Origin of the sequence: Secundilactobacillus silagincola (genome assembly GCF_002583405.1) — a bacterium.
GTDB lineage: Bacteria > Bacillota > Bacilli > Lactobacillales > Lactobacillaceae > Secundilactobacillus > Secundilactobacillus silagincola.
Genome location: NZ_BCMJ01000002.1, coordinates 216,746 through 232,821 on the forward strand (window position 1 = coordinate 216,746; position 16,076 = coordinate 232,821).

The following is a 16,076-nucleotide window of genomic DNA, read 5'->3' on the forward strand; positions in this document are numbered from 1 at the left end:
ACAAGCTGTTTCGTTTATACTGTGATACTTGTATCGTGTTCATTGATGTTGACCCCGATAAATTAGTTTGCACCGATAAAATGATTTAGTACCGCAGTTTCTTCAGTCGTTGGGTCACTTTCCATTGACTTGATATTGTGTAACCGTTCAACTGTAATGTGAAGATTTAAGGCCAGTTCAGTATCTGTAAGATTATGTTTCTTTTGATATTGAATGATTTTTTCTGCAATACCGTTTACTTCTTGTTCCATAATATACCTCCACCTGATATGACTTAAAACTAAACACAACTAAACCTAGGTTCATTATAAACGATTTTTGGGAGTCCGCCAAAGAATTAGAAGTTTGGATGATCGATAAACCAGAATTTAAAAGCGAACTGAAGTCACCTAAAACCCATTGATAGAGCAGGTAGACCAATAAACAAGTGAAAAAAGTTACATAAAATCAATTGCACTGTAATCTTTTCGTGATGTTGCTCCTGTATCATTGTAAATATTAATAATTAATATGAGGTGATAGTTATGAACTTAAAACACAGTTTACTAATGCTGACAGCCACCGTTTCATTGTTTGGTGCAACGGTTACTACGGCTTCAGCCGCAACTATTCAGGCACTCCCTAACCAAGAAGCTACAAGAGCGGCTCATAATGCCGTTGAAGGAAGTACTGATAATAGTAGCGAGACCGCTGATACGACTCAGTCAACTAGTAGTTCTGCTACCGTTGCTAATGATGGGGAAACTGCCACCACGTCTCAAGCCAAGGCAGTGGTTAATTTAGCGAAGAAGTTAGCCACCATGAATATTCCTTACGTCTGGGGTGGTGAATCATTGCACGGTATGGATTGTTCCGGATTAACGGATTACGTCTATGCCCATGCTGCCAATATTCACTTGGGTCACTATACGGTGACTCAAGAGGGTCAGGTCAATCGTAAACCCGTCTCTCAAGCTAAACCAGGGGACCTGCTTTTCTGGGGGTCGGCTGGTGCGACTCATCACGTTGCCATTTATATTGGCAATAACCAGTTTGTAGCAGCGCCTCAACCAGGCCAGAACGTGGATGTTGAGACGATTAGCAGTTACTTCATGCCAAGTTTTGCAGGGACTGTCAAGTAATAATCGCTATCCCGCTTACTTATTTGCACTCATGATATAATGGGCGTAAATAAGTAAGGGGGGAGCGGCAGATTCAGTGGGATGAATTTGCCCAATGATAAGCGATGAAAACGTTAATCAAGATCGTGTTACCAATGGCTGTTTTAGGATTGCTTGGCGGGTGTGGCTCACAAACCAAGTCACATTCAGCATCAAAGGAATCAAAGACAACTGAAGTAGCTAAACCTAAAACTAACAGTAGCAGCAGTAGTAGTTCCACAAGTGATTCTTCAACCAAACCAGTGGCTGAATCATCTGCCCAATCTGAGCAACCAAGTGAGAAAAGACAGAACAACCAAACCACTGCTAAAACGCAGGCTAAGACCCAAAGTTCTCAAGCCGATGTCACTCAAAATCATCCTGCAGTGACGCAGCAAATGCTTGCTAGCCGAATCTCTCGGTTACTCAGTGGTCAATATGCTCCTCAGGATTTGAGCTTTCAGTTCAATCAAGCGGGGTCTGGCATTTATACGGTTCAGGTGCAGGAAAATCATCAGTCACCCAATATGAAAGCTAAGGGTGCGGATCCAAGTACCAGTCCAACAATTGCGTGGTTTAAGACCAATGCGAAGGGCCAGTTACTTAAATCAGTTGACGGCGGTGTTAATTACGTGGTGGTTGGTAATGCGTATTAAAAATAGGACTGCTTTGCAACTCAAATTTTGACTATAAAAACAAACAAGCGAGAGTGTGACACAACTCGGTAGATTCCAGAATTTAACGCAAAAAAGCGTATTCCGTTTACTTTGTCGGAATACGCTTTTTTGCGTTAAATGGCCGGAATCTGAGTTGTGGCGCAGGTTTAGACTAGATTAAAGTATTGAACAAAAGCAAACTTTAAATTGTCTTTAAGTCAAGAAACCAAATGAAATTCTTATCAATATAGACTTATGCCACAGCTTTGCTTGTTTGTTTTAAGACTGGTACCTAGTAAATTACCACATACCGTGTTTTTTACGAATTGATGATCTAAATCCAAACAGGGTAACGATAAAGGCAAAGAACGCGATTGCAGCAACGATTGTCCATAGCCAGCTAGTTGTTTGAACGAAAACATAGTAGCCAATTCCGATTGAACTGAAAAAGGTTAGTAGCAAGGATAAAAAGAGATTGTCGATACCGTAAAACGCGTGACCGATAGTCAAAACAATGGCACCTGTAAATACCGTTTCTGCGCTTACCATACTGCCCAAGTGATAGAAAAATGCACCTAGTTCGAGTAACGCGCCTAGAACCATTACGGTCACGCCGAATGCTGTCGTGAATTTAAGTGGTTTTCGAGCCATAATGATCACCTTCTTTAAACTATATTATAAATCTTTTAAGTAAAATGGGGTAATCATATTATTGCAAATGTAAGCCGAATAACGCAACTTGCAATAGTGCCAGACTGCCAATGACGATTAGCCAGTCCCACCAGCGGATGCGAATCTGCTTGAAATATGTGCGGGGAGCATCCTCAGAAAAGCCGTGAGAAGTCATGGCTTCAGCCAAGTTTTCTGACCAGTCTAACGAGGCGAGAATCGCTTTAAAATACAGTTGGGGTGACCAAATGTGAAGCGCTTGTCCGCGCATATTACCGGCTGCACGGATCACGTTAACTTCGCTCACAATTTTTGGCAGTAAGTTGAAGGCCCCTAAGAAGCCGTAAGCAAACTTACTGGGAATGTGTGCGTTTTGTTCCAAAGACATCACTAAATCAGCAACTGAAGTGGTCAACGTTGCGGCTGAACCCACAAAGACGTAAGCGTAGATCCGAGTGAACAAAACTAGGGCAAAATGAATACCAGCATTGGATTGTAATAAAATTGCTACTGCTAGTGCTACTGCAGGAATTAAAGGGACAAAGAACAACAGCACAAGTCGTTTTAGACTTGGCCGACTGCTGAGGATGACCAACAAACCGATCACTGCCAGTCCTAGGTTGACTGTCCAGGTGTTAGTGAAGGAAATTTCTAGCGCAATCAGTACCGCTAATAAGAATTTTAAACTCGGGTTCACGCTAATCCCTCCACATACTGTAATTGTTTGTTTTCTAGAGTCACATGGTAGTCAACTAAGGCATCTAGGCCAAAAAGCTGATGACTAACAATGATCATGGTTTGCTGACAATCTTTCGCAACCTGTTTCATGATGGTCATAACGGCCTGCAATGAACTGAAATCAAGTCCGGTAAACGGTTCATCGAACAGCAAGACCGGAGTAGCCATGATCAGCATTTCTAGAATCTGCAGTTTTTTCTTTTGACCGCCGCTTAACGTGTAGACCACTTGATCTTGTAACTGAGTTAACTGTAATTTTTCTAGGAACTTAGGAATACGATCCTTAAAATAAGCTGGTGCCTGACTATTTTTTAAGGATAAGGCTAATTCTTCCGATACCGTTACATTTAAGAATTGCTGATCGGCATCTTGAAAGACAAGCGCAACTTGCTGGTAAAGGCGATTAGGCCGAATCTTAGCAATTTCTTTTTGGTTAAGCAACAGGGAACCATTGTATTGATGCAGTTTTGAAATTGCTAATAGCAAGGTTGATTTGCCCGTACCATTGGCGCCAGTCAACAGGGTAATATGGTGCTGGAAGAAATCAATTTTAGGCTGGGTCAGCAAAGTCGATGTTCCAGCCGTCAACTTTAAGTTGTTGGCTGAAATAATCGGTTCATCAGTCTTTTTAGGCAACAGCAACTGTTGATTAGAGGTATCTTGCCGCTTAAAGGTAGCCATTTTTTGTTGTGCTGCTTTGTCGTTGAGTAATACGAGTGAATCACCGGTGTCATTCAGCACAAAGAGATGATCAATATAGGCATCATAGTCTTCAAGGTCATGATCAGAAATGATAATGGTTTTGTGTTCTTCGTGCTGCAGTCTTGAAAGTTTAGCTAACAGCAACTGACGGGCAACTGGATCCACGCTGGCAAAGGGTTCATCTAATAAGATAGTGTCCGCTTGCATGGCGATGATCACTGCTAAAGCAACCTTTTGTTTTTCGCCACCTGAGAGGCTATTGAGTTGGCGATGACGTAATTGACTGATTTCAACGTAGTCAAGTGCACGGTCAACTCTAGCCATCATATCTGCCGGAGCAACACACTGGTTTTCTAGCGCAAAAATTAATTCTCGCTCTACTGTGTCCATGGCAAATTGCTGATTTGGATTTTGAAACATCATTGCAACTAACTGACCACGATCTGTTTCCGGTATGTCACTAATTTTGGTGTCGTTTAGCCGGACTTCTCCGGCTGTAATCAGTCCGCCAAATTTCGGGTAAAGGCCACTGATAATTTTCATCAGAGTGGACTTACCGGAACCAGAAGGCCCCGTCAATAGCGAAAAGCCGCCGTTAGGAAAAGTAGCTGAAATATCGGCCAAAGTCAAAGGCTTTTGACCGTCCTCAGTCGGATAAGAAAATGATAGGTGATTTACCGAAATCGTTGCCATGAGTTTACCTCAATTCTAGCGCGTTTGAGTTTGCATCAAGTGTGTCCGGTCAAGCAGATTAACAATGGCTTTAACCAGCACACCAGAGAAGATCCAAGTTGAGATGAGACGAATGATGAATAGTGCAATTAGTAAACCAATGTGGTACTTGGAGTAACCGTTACGAATCATGTCCCAACCAAAGGTGACAATAGTGGTGGTCAGCACACTGAGGTTCAAGCTGAACCAGTCATAACGTTTGTAACCGGTAAACGTGAAGCCTAATTCTGAAGCCACCCCTTGGACAACACCAGAAATCATCGTGCTGGCACCCCATTGGCCACCAAGAAACATTTCAACCACAGACCCCAAGAATTCACCAAGGGTAGCCGAACCGACTTTCTTAAAGACGTATCCGGATAATGGACCAGCCATCACCCAGATGCCCATGACAATGTCGTTGGCGCCTGGTCCAAGGCCAACGGGGGTAAGAGCAACCGTTAGCACGTTGTACAACGGGCCGATGATCCAATAGATTACCCCGAAGAAAATAGCAATTAACGTTAATAAGATAATGTCGCGTAAATGCCAAGCATTTGAATATTTCATGACAAAAAGCCTCCACATATAGTATAGTTTTACTAAACGGTTTCCACAGAAAAAGAGCCAAAGATAAACGTTTATCTTTGACTCTTCCTTTTGGCTTTTATTATCAGAAAATAAATGCATTATGCTCCCTTCGCTGGTATTAACCAGATCAGGTTCAATGGGTGGTATCTCAGCCAAAAGGCACCCCAGATAACGTTTAGTACAATGCTCAGTTTACACGGACTAGTTAGTATTTGCAAGCAAACTAGCGCAGCGTTATGCGCGGCCTAACTTCTTTAGATTTGGAATTGTCAGCATGGTGCACAGACTAATGATGTAGAGTACTGACAGGAAGCCCATAACGACGATTAAACTGTAATGATCCATCAAAAAGCCGATGGCAACACTGGAGAAACCGCCAATCGCCCGGCCAACGTTGACAATCACATTATTAGCCGTTGAACGGATTTCAGTGGGATAGAGCCGAGAAATCACGGCACCGTAACCGCCAAACATCCCGTTTGAGAAGAATCCGAGGACAGCACCGGCAATCAGTAAAGTGACTTCATTGACTGCCAGAGTGATACTGAAAACGGCAACAGCCGAGCAGATCAGGAAAATACCAAATGCCAATCGGGGACCGAAGTAATCAAGAATGCTGCCGAATGTCATCATCCCAATACTCATGCCGACGATTGTTGCAATCATCCAAATAGAGGAACCAGACACGCTTAAGTGCAATTTCTGTTGCATGATGGAAGGCAGCCAGTTCATTAAACCAAAGTAGCCGGCAATTTGGACCACCACCATAACGCTAAGTGCAACGGTTTGATAAGCCAGCTTCGGTGTTTTAAACAGCGCGCTGATACGAACCCGTTTGCTGGGATCTTTTTCAGCTTTTTTAGCGGCTAAAAATTCGTCGCTTTCGTGGAGATGACGACGGATGAAGTAGGTTAAGCCAACTGGAATCAGTCCAAATAGGAACAGTGCACGCCAGCCGAATGCAGGAATAATGAATGCAGCTGAGATAGCAGCTAAAATCGCACCAATTTGACCACCAATAGCCGCAATTGAAGTCATCTTACCAATCTTATGATGATTGAAGTTTTCGGCAATCAGCGTAATGCCGACGCCATATTCACCACCAGCACCGACACCGGCGATGAAGCGGCAGAGGTAGATTAAGGTAATGCTATTAGCGAAGTACATGGCAGCAGTGGCAAAAGCAAAAATGAAAACGGTGTGGGAGAAAGTACGTACTCGTCCGAAACGGTCAGCAATGACGCCGAAAAAAATACCGCCCACTAGCATGCCCAAATTAGTGATTGATGAAATCAGCCCTGCCTGAGCACCGTTGATATGTAAATCAGCGATGATGGAAGAAAGTGCAAAGGAGAGGAACAAAACGTCCATATTCTCCAAAGCAAATCCCGCCGAGGTAGAAGCAATCGTCCACTTTTGGTTCTTGCTTAGTGCGTGGTGTTGTGCAGTAGTTTCCATATTCAGTTTCCTCCAAAATAAGTGCTCACTGGCACTTGTTATTTTTGCGGTTACGGATCTAACCGTCGCTGGTATTGTGACATAGTTTATTGATGAATACAAGTACTTCTTGACGGTCACTAGCTGGCTGATGTAAACTCAAAGCAAGATATCTTTAACTTAGCCCAGTGAGACTAACAAGTTTACGGAAGAAGTCCATCTTCTTGATGGAACCAGTGAACCGTTTAGCGCTCGAGCTAAACGGTTTTTTGTGTGTAGAAAGGAGAACGAAATGCGCCCCATCATTATTGCGTTAGACTTTGAAGATCGAAATCAGGTATTCAATTTTCTTGATCGATTTGACCACCAAGATCAATTATTTGTGAAAGTTGGCATGGAACTCTTTTATTTTGAGGGACCGAAGATTTTATTGGAATTACGTAAGCGTGGGATTCAAGTTTTCCTTGATTTGAAGCTGTATGATATTCCTAACACCGTTGAGCAGGCCATGTATCAGTTAGGCCAGCAGGAGGTTTCCATGGTTACGGTTCACGCGGCTGGCGGTGCTGAGATGATCAGCAGGGCGAAGAAGGGACTTTTGCGTGGCAGTCAAAAAGCTGGCGTAAAGCCCGCTAAATTACTCGCCATTACGCAGCTGACTTCAACCTCTGAAGAGCAGATGCGGACCGAACAGCTGGTCAATGCCAGCTTAACGGAATCGGTACGGCACTATGCCCAATTGGCAGAAGCTAGCGGTGCGGATGGCGTTATTTCATCAGCCCTTGAAGATCCCATGATCCACCGTTCGACCAGTGATGAATTTTTGTGCATTAATCCTGGGATTCGTTTAGCTACTGATAGTGCAGACGATCAAAAACGGGTGGTAACGCCAGCTCAGGCTGCTGAACTTGGCAGTGATGGTCTGGTAGTTGGTCGTTCAATCACTCAAGCGGATGATCCAGTCGTTGCTTATCAAAAAATTGCCAAAGAATGGGAGCTATAATCATGACTGAAATTGCACGTCAAATTGCACAAGATCTTTTAGAAATCAATGCTGTAACGTTATCGCCTAAAGAACCGTTTACTTGGGCCAGCGGGATTCAGGCACCAATCTACACTGATAACCGCCGGACGATTGCCTTTCCAGCCGTTCGGACACACATTGCAGAAGGACTTGCCGATTACATCAAGAGTAACTTTTCTGATGCAACCGTGATTGCTGGTGTAGCAACTGCCGGTATTCCTCACGCTGCAATCGTTGCCGACAAACTTGAACTGCCCATGAGCTACGTTCGGTCAAAGCCCAAGGATCATGGAACGGGTCAGCAAATTGAAGGGCAAATCTTGCCAACCGATAAAGTAGTTCTGATTGATGATTTGATTTCAACCGGTGGCAGTGTGTTAGGTGCTGCTAAAGCGGTCCAACGGTCAGGTGCAGAAGTGTTAGGAGTCCTCGGTATCTTTTCTTATGAATTACCGGATAGCGCGGAGAACTTTGCGAAAGCTGAATTGTCCTTGCATACACTGACTAATTACAGTACGCTGATCCAGTTGGCTAACGAAAACCACGACATTGATCAAGCAGAACTGAATTCGTTGCAGCAATGGCGACAGGACCCGTGGCACTGGTTACCAGCAGAATCTAAGTAACGGAGATGACGCGGCATGTCCATCAAATTAATTGCTACTGACATGGATGGCACCTTTTTAAATGATCAAAATGATTATGATCACGCACGGTTTCAAAGACTATTAACAAAGATGAAGCAAAAAAATGTCCGGTTTGTGGTGGCCAGCGGTAATCAGTACCCGCATTTACCCCAGTATTTTCAAGGATTAACCGGAGAAATTACCTACTTAGCTGAAGATGGGGCGCACATTGTCTCAAATGAACAGACTATCAGCGAAGATGTGATTCCACGTGCTGTACTACTCGAATTCCTAGAATGGATGCGAACTCAACCACTATTTAAACATGCATGGGTGCTACTGTCTGGTCGACAAGCGGCTTGGACTGAAATGCTGGCTTCAGCTAAACGGTTTAAAAAGTCCAGTTATTTTTATGGCAATTTAACCCACGTTATGGATCTAGCCGAAGTGAATGATGATATTTATAAAGTTGATATTACGTGGCCTGCTTTTGACGTTTCAGCTCAGGAAGTATTGGTTAATGAGACCTTTGCGGGTAAACTACGAGCAACTTCTAGTGGGTTTGGTGGCATTGACGTGATCCTTCCCCATGTGAATAAGGCGTATGGCTTAGGCAAACTGCAGCAGCAATGGCAGATCAGCCGTGATGAAACACTCGCGTTTGGCGATAGCGGCAACGATTTGGAAATGCTGCAGCAGGCTAAGTATGGCTATGTGATGAAAAATGCGCCAGAGTCTGTCAAAAAACAGGTGAATTTAATCACACCGCTGACGAACAATGATAGCGGCGTCCTCGCTGTGATTGATGATTTTCTCAAATAGATTGAAATGGGTTATACTGAAACTATTGTGAAGAAATCGACGAGGTGGATAAAATGATTAAATTAGTAGCACTAGATTTGGATAATACATTACTCACTAACGATAAAAAAATTAGTCAGGTCAACGAACTGGCTTTGAAGAAATTAACGGCAACTGGTGTTAAGGTTGTTTTATGTACGGGACGCCCAATCAACGCTATTTGGCACTATATTGAACAGCTTGGCTTAACGGGTGCCGATGATTATACGATTACCTTTAATGGTGCGCTGGTGATTAATAATACTAGTCGCGAGGTTTTGGCTAAGCAGGGGCTCACCAAGACTGACTTAGTGCCACTGCATGATTTTTGTAAGGCTAACGGGTTTCCGATGGATATTCTGGATTTTGACCAGGTTTATCCGGTCACGGATTTAGTGAAGTCAATTTACACGTTGGGTGGCGGCATCAAGTTTGCCCCCATGACGTTTGATGAGCTGCCTGATCACTTATATGCGAAAGTTGTTGCTGCTCAAAAGCCGGAAGAGTTGGATCAAATGATTGCCACGTTGACACCAGAACTTCATGAAAAGTATCATATTGCGCGGTCACAACCGCATATTTTAGAGTTTTTGAGTTCAACAACTGACAAATCCGTTGGTCTGCATGCACTCTTGCAACATTTCGGCTGGGATGAAAGTAACCTCATGGCTTTTGGTGATGCTGAAAACGATGCTGGTATGCTAAAGGCAGCGTCTGTGGGTGTGGCCATGGCGAATGCGATTCCTGAAATTACGGCGTTGACTAACTACCACACTGGAACTAACGAAGAAGACGGTGTCGCGGAATTCGTTGATCAATATTTTAAACTTAACTAGCCATTTATAAATAGTGTAGCTCTTGATTTTCAATAGAGAATCAGGGGCTTTTTTTATGCCACTGGAGTTGAGTGGTAACTGTTGGATGGAAAATTTAGCTTGCTTGCACTTCAATTCAGTGTTATTATTTATTTCAATCGCACACGATTGATTGAGGAGGCTTACCCATGACAACGCACGTTCATATTGCTGATCAACTTTGTTTCAGCACGTATAATGTCAATCGCTTGTTTAACAAATTTTACCAAGAAGCGCTGGCACCGTATAAGTTAACTTATTCGCAGTATTTACTTTTGACGGCGCTGTGGGAAAATGACCATCAGGAACTCCGTGATTTAGGTGAGGTTCTGCATTTGAAGTCAAATACCTTAACGCCATTGGTGAAACGGATGGAGCAGCGAGGCTGGGTGAGTCGCACTCGGCCTGATGATAAACGGCGCCTCATTGTGAACTTGACGGACAAAGCCAAGGCTAGTGAGGAACCGATTCATGAGGAGTTGGCGACGTGTTTAGGTCGCCGACACATGTCCTATGAGGACTATCAGCAAGCGTTAGCTTTAAACCAAAAATTTATCGCCGCTTTTAACGAGTAAGGCGGTTTTATTTTCAATAATTAATCGTGCACGACTATTTAACTAGGAGGCTTTATATTATGGATTTTGATGTTATTTTTATTGGTTCTGGTCACGCAAACTGGCATGCAGCCGTTACTTTGAAACAAGCTGGTAAAAAGGTTGCCATTGTTGAAAAAGACATGGTTGGCGGAACTTGTACCAACTATGGTTGCGATGCCAAGATTGCTTTGGACGGGCCGTTTCAACTTGTTGAACAGTTAAACCGGTTTAAGGGCAATGGCGTTAAAGAAACACCTGCCATCAACTGGCCAGAATTAATGGCCTACAAACATCAAATGATTGATCCACTTGCACCTTCTATGGATGGTTTATTTGGTCAGATGGGAATTACCATGCTCAAAGGTTCTGGCGTGATCACTGATGCTCACACAGTTATGGTTGCAGGCGAGACTTATAAGACAGACTATATCGTTATTGGAACGGGTCAGCGTCCTGCTACTTTAGATATCGAAGGAAAAGAATACGTTCACGATTCCCGCGAGTTTTTAGACATTCCTGACATGCCAAAGCGATTGACCTTCATTGGCTCAGGTGTGATTGCTATGGAGTTTGCCGCAATGGCTGCTACCATGGGTCGAGAAGTTCACATCGTAGAATTTGCTGACCGTGCACTTGGGGCCTTTCCAAAGACCTACGTTGATCGTTTGCAGGCTAAGTTAGAACAGCAGGGTGTTGTTTTCCACTTTAACGAAGCGGTAACTGCTGTGACTAAAACTGAAGGTGGCCTGACTGTTACCACCAAGAATGGTTTGAACATTGAGACTGACTACGTTCTTGGTGCTACAGGACGAATTGCTAACGTGGAAAACATTGGGTTAGAAAATGTTGGTATCGATGCTTCTCGTCGCGGTATCAAAGTTAATGATCATCTGCAAACTAGTGTTGCAAGTATCTTCGCCAGTGGAGATGTGATCGACAAAACGCAGCCTAAGTTAACGCCAACTGCAACCTTTGAATCGAACTACATTGCGGACGTGATTTTAGGCAATGATCAACCAATCAGCTATCCAGCAATTCCAAGCGTGGTCTTTACTATGCCTCGGATTTCTCAAGTCGGCGTGAGTGTGGCGACTGCCACGGCCAACCCAGACGAATATCGCACTCAAGTTGTTCCGTTTGGTAAGCAGCTCGCCTTTGAATTTAAACTTGCTTTGGGTGCCGAAGCAACGTTGGTGTTCGATAAAACCGGCTACCTAGTTGGTGCCAGTGTATACGCAGATGATGCGGATGATTTGATCAACCTCATCACCATGATCATTAACGGTCATTTCACTCAGAGACAACTCAATCAACAGATTTTTGCCTTTCCGAGCGCGACTAGCGGTGTGATTGATTTACTTCGGTCATTATTACCAAAGGACTAAAATTAAAACTGAATCATTTTCCAAAAACATTAAAAAAGTGAGATTGTGCCACAAGTCTATATTGGCAAGCATTTCAATCAATTTTTCAGCAAAAATTAGTGATGCCTGTTCTTTGGTTCAATGTGTCAATATAGCCTAATCATGCGCCAAAACTCAGATTCCTGCCATTTAACGCAAATAATGCCTACTCCGCACAAAAAATCGCGGAATAGGCATTATTTGCGTTAAATTCTGGAATCTACCGAGTTTTGTCACACATTCACTTTAATTTAGCTTAGTTCTTAGCAAACAGCCCTGTTAGATATTTCATGAAGGTTGCTAGATAACGGTCCGCATCAACGTTGATACCAACGTTGACGTTCGTTTCTGGTTGATCCAAGCGCGCTTGGTCGCCAATTGTTCGGCCGTAAGTTTCTTTATCAGTGGAAACAAACATGTTAAGTCCCAGTGTGGTAATAAAACTTGGGTCGAGTGCCACACCAACGGCAAGGGGATCATGCAACGCACAACCAGGTACTTGAGGGTTGGTTTCTTCGTAGGCTTCAATGTAGTAGTCAACGATATCAGCAAAGGCAGTACCAGCTTTGGTATTAAGTTCACGCCACTGTGACGTTTCTTTACGAGTCAATAGTGTCCGCAAGGTAACATCCAAACCGACCATGGTTAGCTGCATTGGGCTGGTAAAGACCGCGTTGGCAGCTTCTGCATCTTGGTTAATGTTAGCTTCTGCATAGGCGTTAACGTTACCTTCAACGGTTAAAGCACCGCCCATGAAAGTGACGTTACCAATCTCTGTGGCAATTTCAGGGGCTTTTTCAAGCGCCTTAGCTAAGTTAGTCATTGGACCAGTTGGCACTAACGTTAAATCTTTACCGTATTTTTTAACGGAATCGATTAAGAAATCAACACCAGAAGTGGTTTCTAATTGGCGCTTAGGTTCTGGCAGTTCAACTTGACCAATCCCGTTTTCACCATGAATTCGTGCACTAACTTGCATCCGGTCGAAGTGATCACTTGTAAGGGAGTGACTTTCGCCGAGATAAACAGGTACATCGGGGGCACCCAGCAATTCCAAAATCTTCAGTGAGTTGATGCCGCCTTCTTTAACGTAGACGTTACCATATGAACCAATGATACCGATTAGATCGACATCTGGTGCGGCCAATGCATAGGCAATAGCCAATGAGTCATCAATACCAGTATCCAGATCCAAAATCATTTTTTTTGTAGCCATCAGAAAACCTCCATCGAACAACTTATACCCAGTTGTTCTTTGTTATTGTTGAAAGCGCTGCACTATACTCTTCAATCATAAGTGAAGAAAGATTGAAATACAAGAAATTTACGGTTAGATTCGGGTACGAATAGCGTCCTGATGGGAATCTGATTAACATATTGAAACGGGATGAGAATTTTGTATCGATACTGGTAACCGGATACATGTGGTACAATATTTCTGTCCAGTACCATGTGAAAATCATGAATTTGGAGGAATGAACAGTAACTATTTTGCTGTAAAAGGATATCAATCTTTGTAAAGTGGTGCTTCTATACTATTCCGTATTCTTATAAGGCTGGTGAAGATATAACTAGGTTAAAGTTAAAAATTAAATTTTCCGTATTAGCTGATAGCTTATAAGTAGTGATTTATATGAATTTCATTAAAAGGCTTTTTAGGCTAAATTCATCCCGTATAATATGAGGGACACCTCACCTGGTGATTAAATTTAATAAGGCGGAACAACAGATGTTACTCACCTATAAAGTCGAAATTAAGCTGACTGAAAAACAAGCCTGGCAGATTGATTGTCATATTGGTGGTAGTCGTTGGGCCTATAACCTGTTTTTGGATATCAACCGGCAACGTTACGAAATGGGTTATTGTTACTTAAACGCTTACGCCTTTAGTAAGTGGTTTAACCATGAATATCTAGAAGCCAATCCTGATGACAGGTGGATCAAGGATCTATATGCCAAATCAATTAAACAGGCCTTCATTGATGCTGACACGGCTATGAAACGGTTCTTTAAGAAACTGAGCGGTTTCCCACATTGGCGCTCGTTTAAGCGCGGTCAGGGCAGTTACTACTTTGTTAAGAACGATAAAACGCAAATCATTGCCTGTCAGCGTCACCGGATTAAGTTACCGAAACTTGGCTGGGTTCGCTTGAAAGAGTTGGGCTACATTCCCACAGACTCAGAGCACTTCGTTATCAAACAAGGCCGGATTAAATTTAAGGCTGGTCGGTATTACCTGACCTGTTTAGTGGAACAAGCCGAATTGCCAAGGTTAGAATTGATTGGTGAGCCCATTGGCATTGACCTTGGCCTAAAAGAATTGGCCATTCTAAACGATGGTACATTGTATCCCAATAAGAATAAGAGCAGCCGGGTAAGACGTATCAGAAAACGTCTGCGACGGCTGCAAAGAAAGTTATCCTGCCAGTATGAAGCACTGAAAGCTAGAAGACAGAAAGAAGGAAAATCTGCTACTGATTTAAATCTAGCGAAAACTCAGCGGAAAGTGCAACGCTTGTATCAACGATTGACCAACATTCAGTCGGATTATCAAAATAAGATTATTGCTGCTGTGGTGAGAACCAAACCGCAGTGGGTAGCCTTAGAAGACTTGAATGTTAAAGGTATGATGAAGAATCGGCATTTAGCTAAAGCGGTCAGTTACCAAGGATTCTACAACTTTAGAATCAAATTAATCGCTAAATGCCAACAACTAAGCATTCCGGTACACTTAACTGGCCGGTTTGAACCAACTTCTAAGTTATGCCATCAATGTGGCTATAAAAAAGTTGATTTAAAGCTAAGTGAGCGAACCTATCAATGTCCTAAATGTTGTTATACTGCAGATCGAGATATTAATGCGGCCTTAAACATCAGGGATACTGAAAACTTTGAATTAGCCTACTAACACAGGCTTCAAAGTACGTACCGGTGGCTAGCTGGGAATTAACGCTTGTGGACTATCATATCAACTGCAGTAGTGAGTTTCATGCGAGGCAGGATAGGGAGAAACAAGAATAATCTATAACTTTTTATCAGTTATCAGTAGCAGGTAATAATGACTCAGAATTTAACGGAAGAACAAATTAAAAAAAGGCGCAAAGAAAACCTCCTGGATGATGCGACCAAGGAACTTAACGAGTGGACCGGAGATGACACAGCCGTCGAAATTCATTTATTCCAAATGTTTTCAGAGGTTTTTAAGCGGCATAATAAGGATGAAGGGGACGCATTATTCATTGTGGGTACTAAGACCACGACCCCAAGTTTATCCGAGGTTTCATCAGCTCCAGTTAAACCCTGGCTTTTCTCCCGGGTATTAGCGTTGTTGGGCCTAAGTTTTGCCTTACTGACGCTGCTATTTCTTGTTTTTCATAGTGATAAAGCCGTTCCCGGGATGGTTTTTATTGGCTCACTAGCCGTACCGTTTTCACTAGCTATTATGTTTTTTGAAATTAATGTTTATAAAAATATTTCCGTGTTTCAGGCTACCGAAGTTTTTTTGATTGGCGGGATTGCTTCGTTGATTGCAACCATGGTCCTGTATCAACTGATTCCTTCAGGTAACGGGGTGGATTTAGTCTCTGCGCTAACGATTGGATTCATTGAAGAAACGGGTAAATTACTGATTATCGGCTACTTTATCAATAGTTTCCGAGTGAATTATATCTTTAACGGCATGCTAATCGGTGCTTGTGTCGGTGCGGGATTTGCGGTTTTTGAAACTTCGGGTTACACCGGTGAATTTGGCTTAGTCACCTTGTTTGTACGGAGTTGGCAGGCCATTGGCACCCACACCATTTGGTCGGCGATTATTGGGGCTGCAATTATTCTAGCCAAGGGTCGTCATAAGCCAGTGAAGGGTAAAACAATGGTGCGACCAAAATTTTTGCGCTTTTACGTGCTAGCGGTTTTACTTCATGCGGGGTGGGACTGGCAAGCGCCAACACCGTTCCTATCCGCTTTTGATATTCAGAAATGGCTGATTATCATTGTGGGTTGGATTGCCATTTTTGTCCTGATCGATGCGGGGTTACGAGAAGTGCGTACCTTGCAGGGACAGCGCATTATTAATTAAACGTTTAGAGGA

Annotated in this window: 16 protein-coding genes, 1 pseudogene and 1 riboswitch; of the genes and pseudogenes, 10 read left to right on the forward strand and 7 right to left on the reverse strand. The window is 43.1% G+C overall.

The window, feature by feature from the left end:
* Positions 1-62 precede the first annotated feature (62 nt).
* Complete coding sequence (locus CES82_RS02870; RefSeq protein ID WP_098823821.1) at positions 63-251, reverse strand: LBP_cg2779 family protein; 189 nt, start codon at positions 249-251, stop codon at positions 63-65.
* A gap of 492 nt (positions 252-743) precedes the next feature.
* Between CES82_RS02870 and CES82_RS12840 the strand changes: the two are divergent.
* Both CES82_RS12840 and CES82_RS02880 read left to right on the forward strand, forming a co-directional pair.
* Positions 744-1,121, forward strand: a pseudogene (locus CES82_RS12840) (C40 family peptidase); the annotation flags it as partial.
* Between the two features lie 104 nt (positions 1,122-1,225).
* A complete protein-coding gene (locus tag CES82_RS02880) occupies positions 1,226-1,795 on the forward strand; it encodes a hypothetical protein (RefSeq protein WP_098823823.1) in 570 nt (189 codons plus the stop codon).
* Between the two features lie 300 nt (positions 1,796-2,095).
* On the opposite strand, the gene CES82_RS02885 is transcribed toward CES82_RS02880, so the two are convergent.
* The 5 genes from CES82_RS02885 to CES82_RS02905 all read right to left on the reverse strand — a co-directional run bounded on the left by CES82_RS02885 (position 2,096) and on the right by CES82_RS02905 (position 6,664).
* Complete coding sequence (locus CES82_RS02885) at positions 2,096-2,446, reverse strand: hypothetical protein (protein ID WP_098823824.1); 351 nt, start codon at positions 2,444-2,446, stop codon at positions 2,096-2,098.
* A 58-nt stretch (positions 2,447-2,504) separates the two neighbouring features.
* Positions 2,505-3,161, reverse strand: a complete 657-nt coding sequence (locus CES82_RS02890; RefSeq protein ID WP_098823825.1) for an energy-coupling factor transporter transmembrane component T family protein — start codon at positions 3,159-3,161, stop codon at positions 2,505-2,507.
* Positions 3,158-4,597, reverse strand: a complete 1,440-nt coding sequence (locus tag CES82_RS02895; RefSeq protein ID WP_098823826.1) for an ABC transporter ATP-binding protein — start codon at positions 4,595-4,597, stop codon at positions 3,158-3,160. Before CES82_RS02895 ends, CES82_RS02890 begins: the two co-directional genes overlap by 4 nt.
* A gap of 15 nt (positions 4,598-4,612) precedes the next feature.
* Positions 4,613-5,185 carry an ECF transporter S component gene (locus CES82_RS02900; protein WP_098823827.1) on the reverse strand — a complete coding sequence of 191 codons (573 nt, stop codon included), beginning with the start codon at positions 5,183-5,185 and terminating at the stop codon, positions 4,613-4,615.
* A gap of 107 nt (positions 5,186-5,292) precedes the next feature.
* A riboswitch (TPP riboswitch) is annotated at positions 5,293-5,383 on the reverse strand.
* Between the two features lie 57 nt (positions 5,384-5,440).
* Positions 5,441-6,664, reverse strand: coding sequence for an MFS transporter (locus tag CES82_RS02905; protein ID WP_098823828.1), 1,224 nt, complete (start codon positions 6,662-6,664; stop codon positions 5,441-5,443).
* 271 nt (positions 6,665-6,935) lie between these two features.
* Here CES82_RS02905 and pyrF point away from each other — a divergent pair, with 271 nt between their 5' ends.
* The 6 genes from pyrF to CES82_RS02935 all read left to right on the forward strand — a co-directional run bounded on the left by pyrF (position 6,936) and on the right by CES82_RS02935 (position 11,968).
* Positions 6,936-7,646 carry an orotidine-5'-phosphate decarboxylase gene (pyrF, locus tag CES82_RS02910; protein ID WP_098823829.1) on the forward strand — a complete coding sequence of 237 codons (711 nt, stop codon included), beginning with the start codon at positions 6,936-6,938 and terminating at the stop codon, positions 7,644-7,646.
* Between the two features lie 2 nt (positions 7,647-7,648).
* Positions 7,649-8,293 carry an orotate phosphoribosyltransferase gene (gene pyrE, locus CES82_RS02915; RefSeq protein ID WP_098823830.1) on the forward strand — a complete coding sequence of 215 codons (645 nt, stop codon included), beginning with the start codon at positions 7,649-7,651 and terminating at the stop codon, positions 8,291-8,293.
* A 15-nt stretch (positions 8,294-8,308) separates the two neighbouring features.
* The gene (locus tag CES82_RS02920; protein WP_098823831.1) at positions 8,309-9,115 is read left to right on the forward strand and encodes a Cof-type HAD-IIB family hydrolase; all 807 of its coding nucleotides are present in this window, start codon (positions 8,309-8,311) and stop codon (positions 9,113-9,115) included.
* Positions 9,116-9,168: 53 nt separating this feature from the next.
* Positions 9,169-9,969 carry a Cof-type HAD-IIB family hydrolase gene (locus CES82_RS02925; protein WP_098823832.1) on the forward strand — a complete coding sequence of 267 codons (801 nt, stop codon included), beginning with the start codon at positions 9,169-9,171 and terminating at the stop codon, positions 9,967-9,969.
* A gap of 167 nt (positions 9,970-10,136) precedes the next feature.
* Positions 10,137-10,562 carry a MarR family winged helix-turn-helix transcriptional regulator gene (locus tag CES82_RS02930; protein WP_098823833.1) on the forward strand — a complete coding sequence of 142 codons (426 nt, stop codon included), beginning with the start codon at positions 10,137-10,139 and terminating at the stop codon, positions 10,560-10,562.
* Between the two features lie 56 nt (positions 10,563-10,618).
* Entirely contained in the window at positions 10,619-11,968 is a 1,350-nt protein-coding gene (locus CES82_RS02935) for a dihydrolipoyl dehydrogenase family protein (RefSeq protein ID WP_098824010.1), read from the forward strand.
* A gap of 274 nt (positions 11,969-12,242) precedes the next feature.
* On the opposite strand, the gene CES82_RS02940 is transcribed toward CES82_RS02935, so the two are convergent.
* The gene (locus CES82_RS02940) at positions 12,243-13,202 is read right to left on the reverse strand and encodes a nucleoside hydrolase (RefSeq protein ID WP_098823834.1); all 960 of its coding nucleotides are present in this window, start codon (positions 13,200-13,202) and stop codon (positions 12,243-12,245) included.
* A 483-nt stretch (positions 13,203-13,685) separates the two neighbouring features.
* On the opposite strand from CES82_RS02940, the gene CES82_RS02945 reads away from it, so the two are divergent.
* Positions 13,686-14,894, forward strand: coding sequence for an RNA-guided endonuclease InsQ/TnpB family protein (locus tag CES82_RS02945; RefSeq protein WP_225364826.1), 1,209 nt, complete (start codon positions 13,686-13,688; stop codon positions 14,892-14,894).
* A gap of 150 nt (positions 14,895-15,044) precedes the next feature.
* Positions 15,045-16,064 carry a PrsW family intramembrane metalloprotease gene (locus CES82_RS02950; RefSeq protein WP_098823835.1) on the forward strand — a complete coding sequence of 340 codons (1,020 nt, stop codon included), beginning with the start codon at positions 15,045-15,047 and terminating at the stop codon, positions 16,062-16,064.
* The last annotated feature ends 12 nt before the right edge of the window (positions 16,065-16,076 follow it).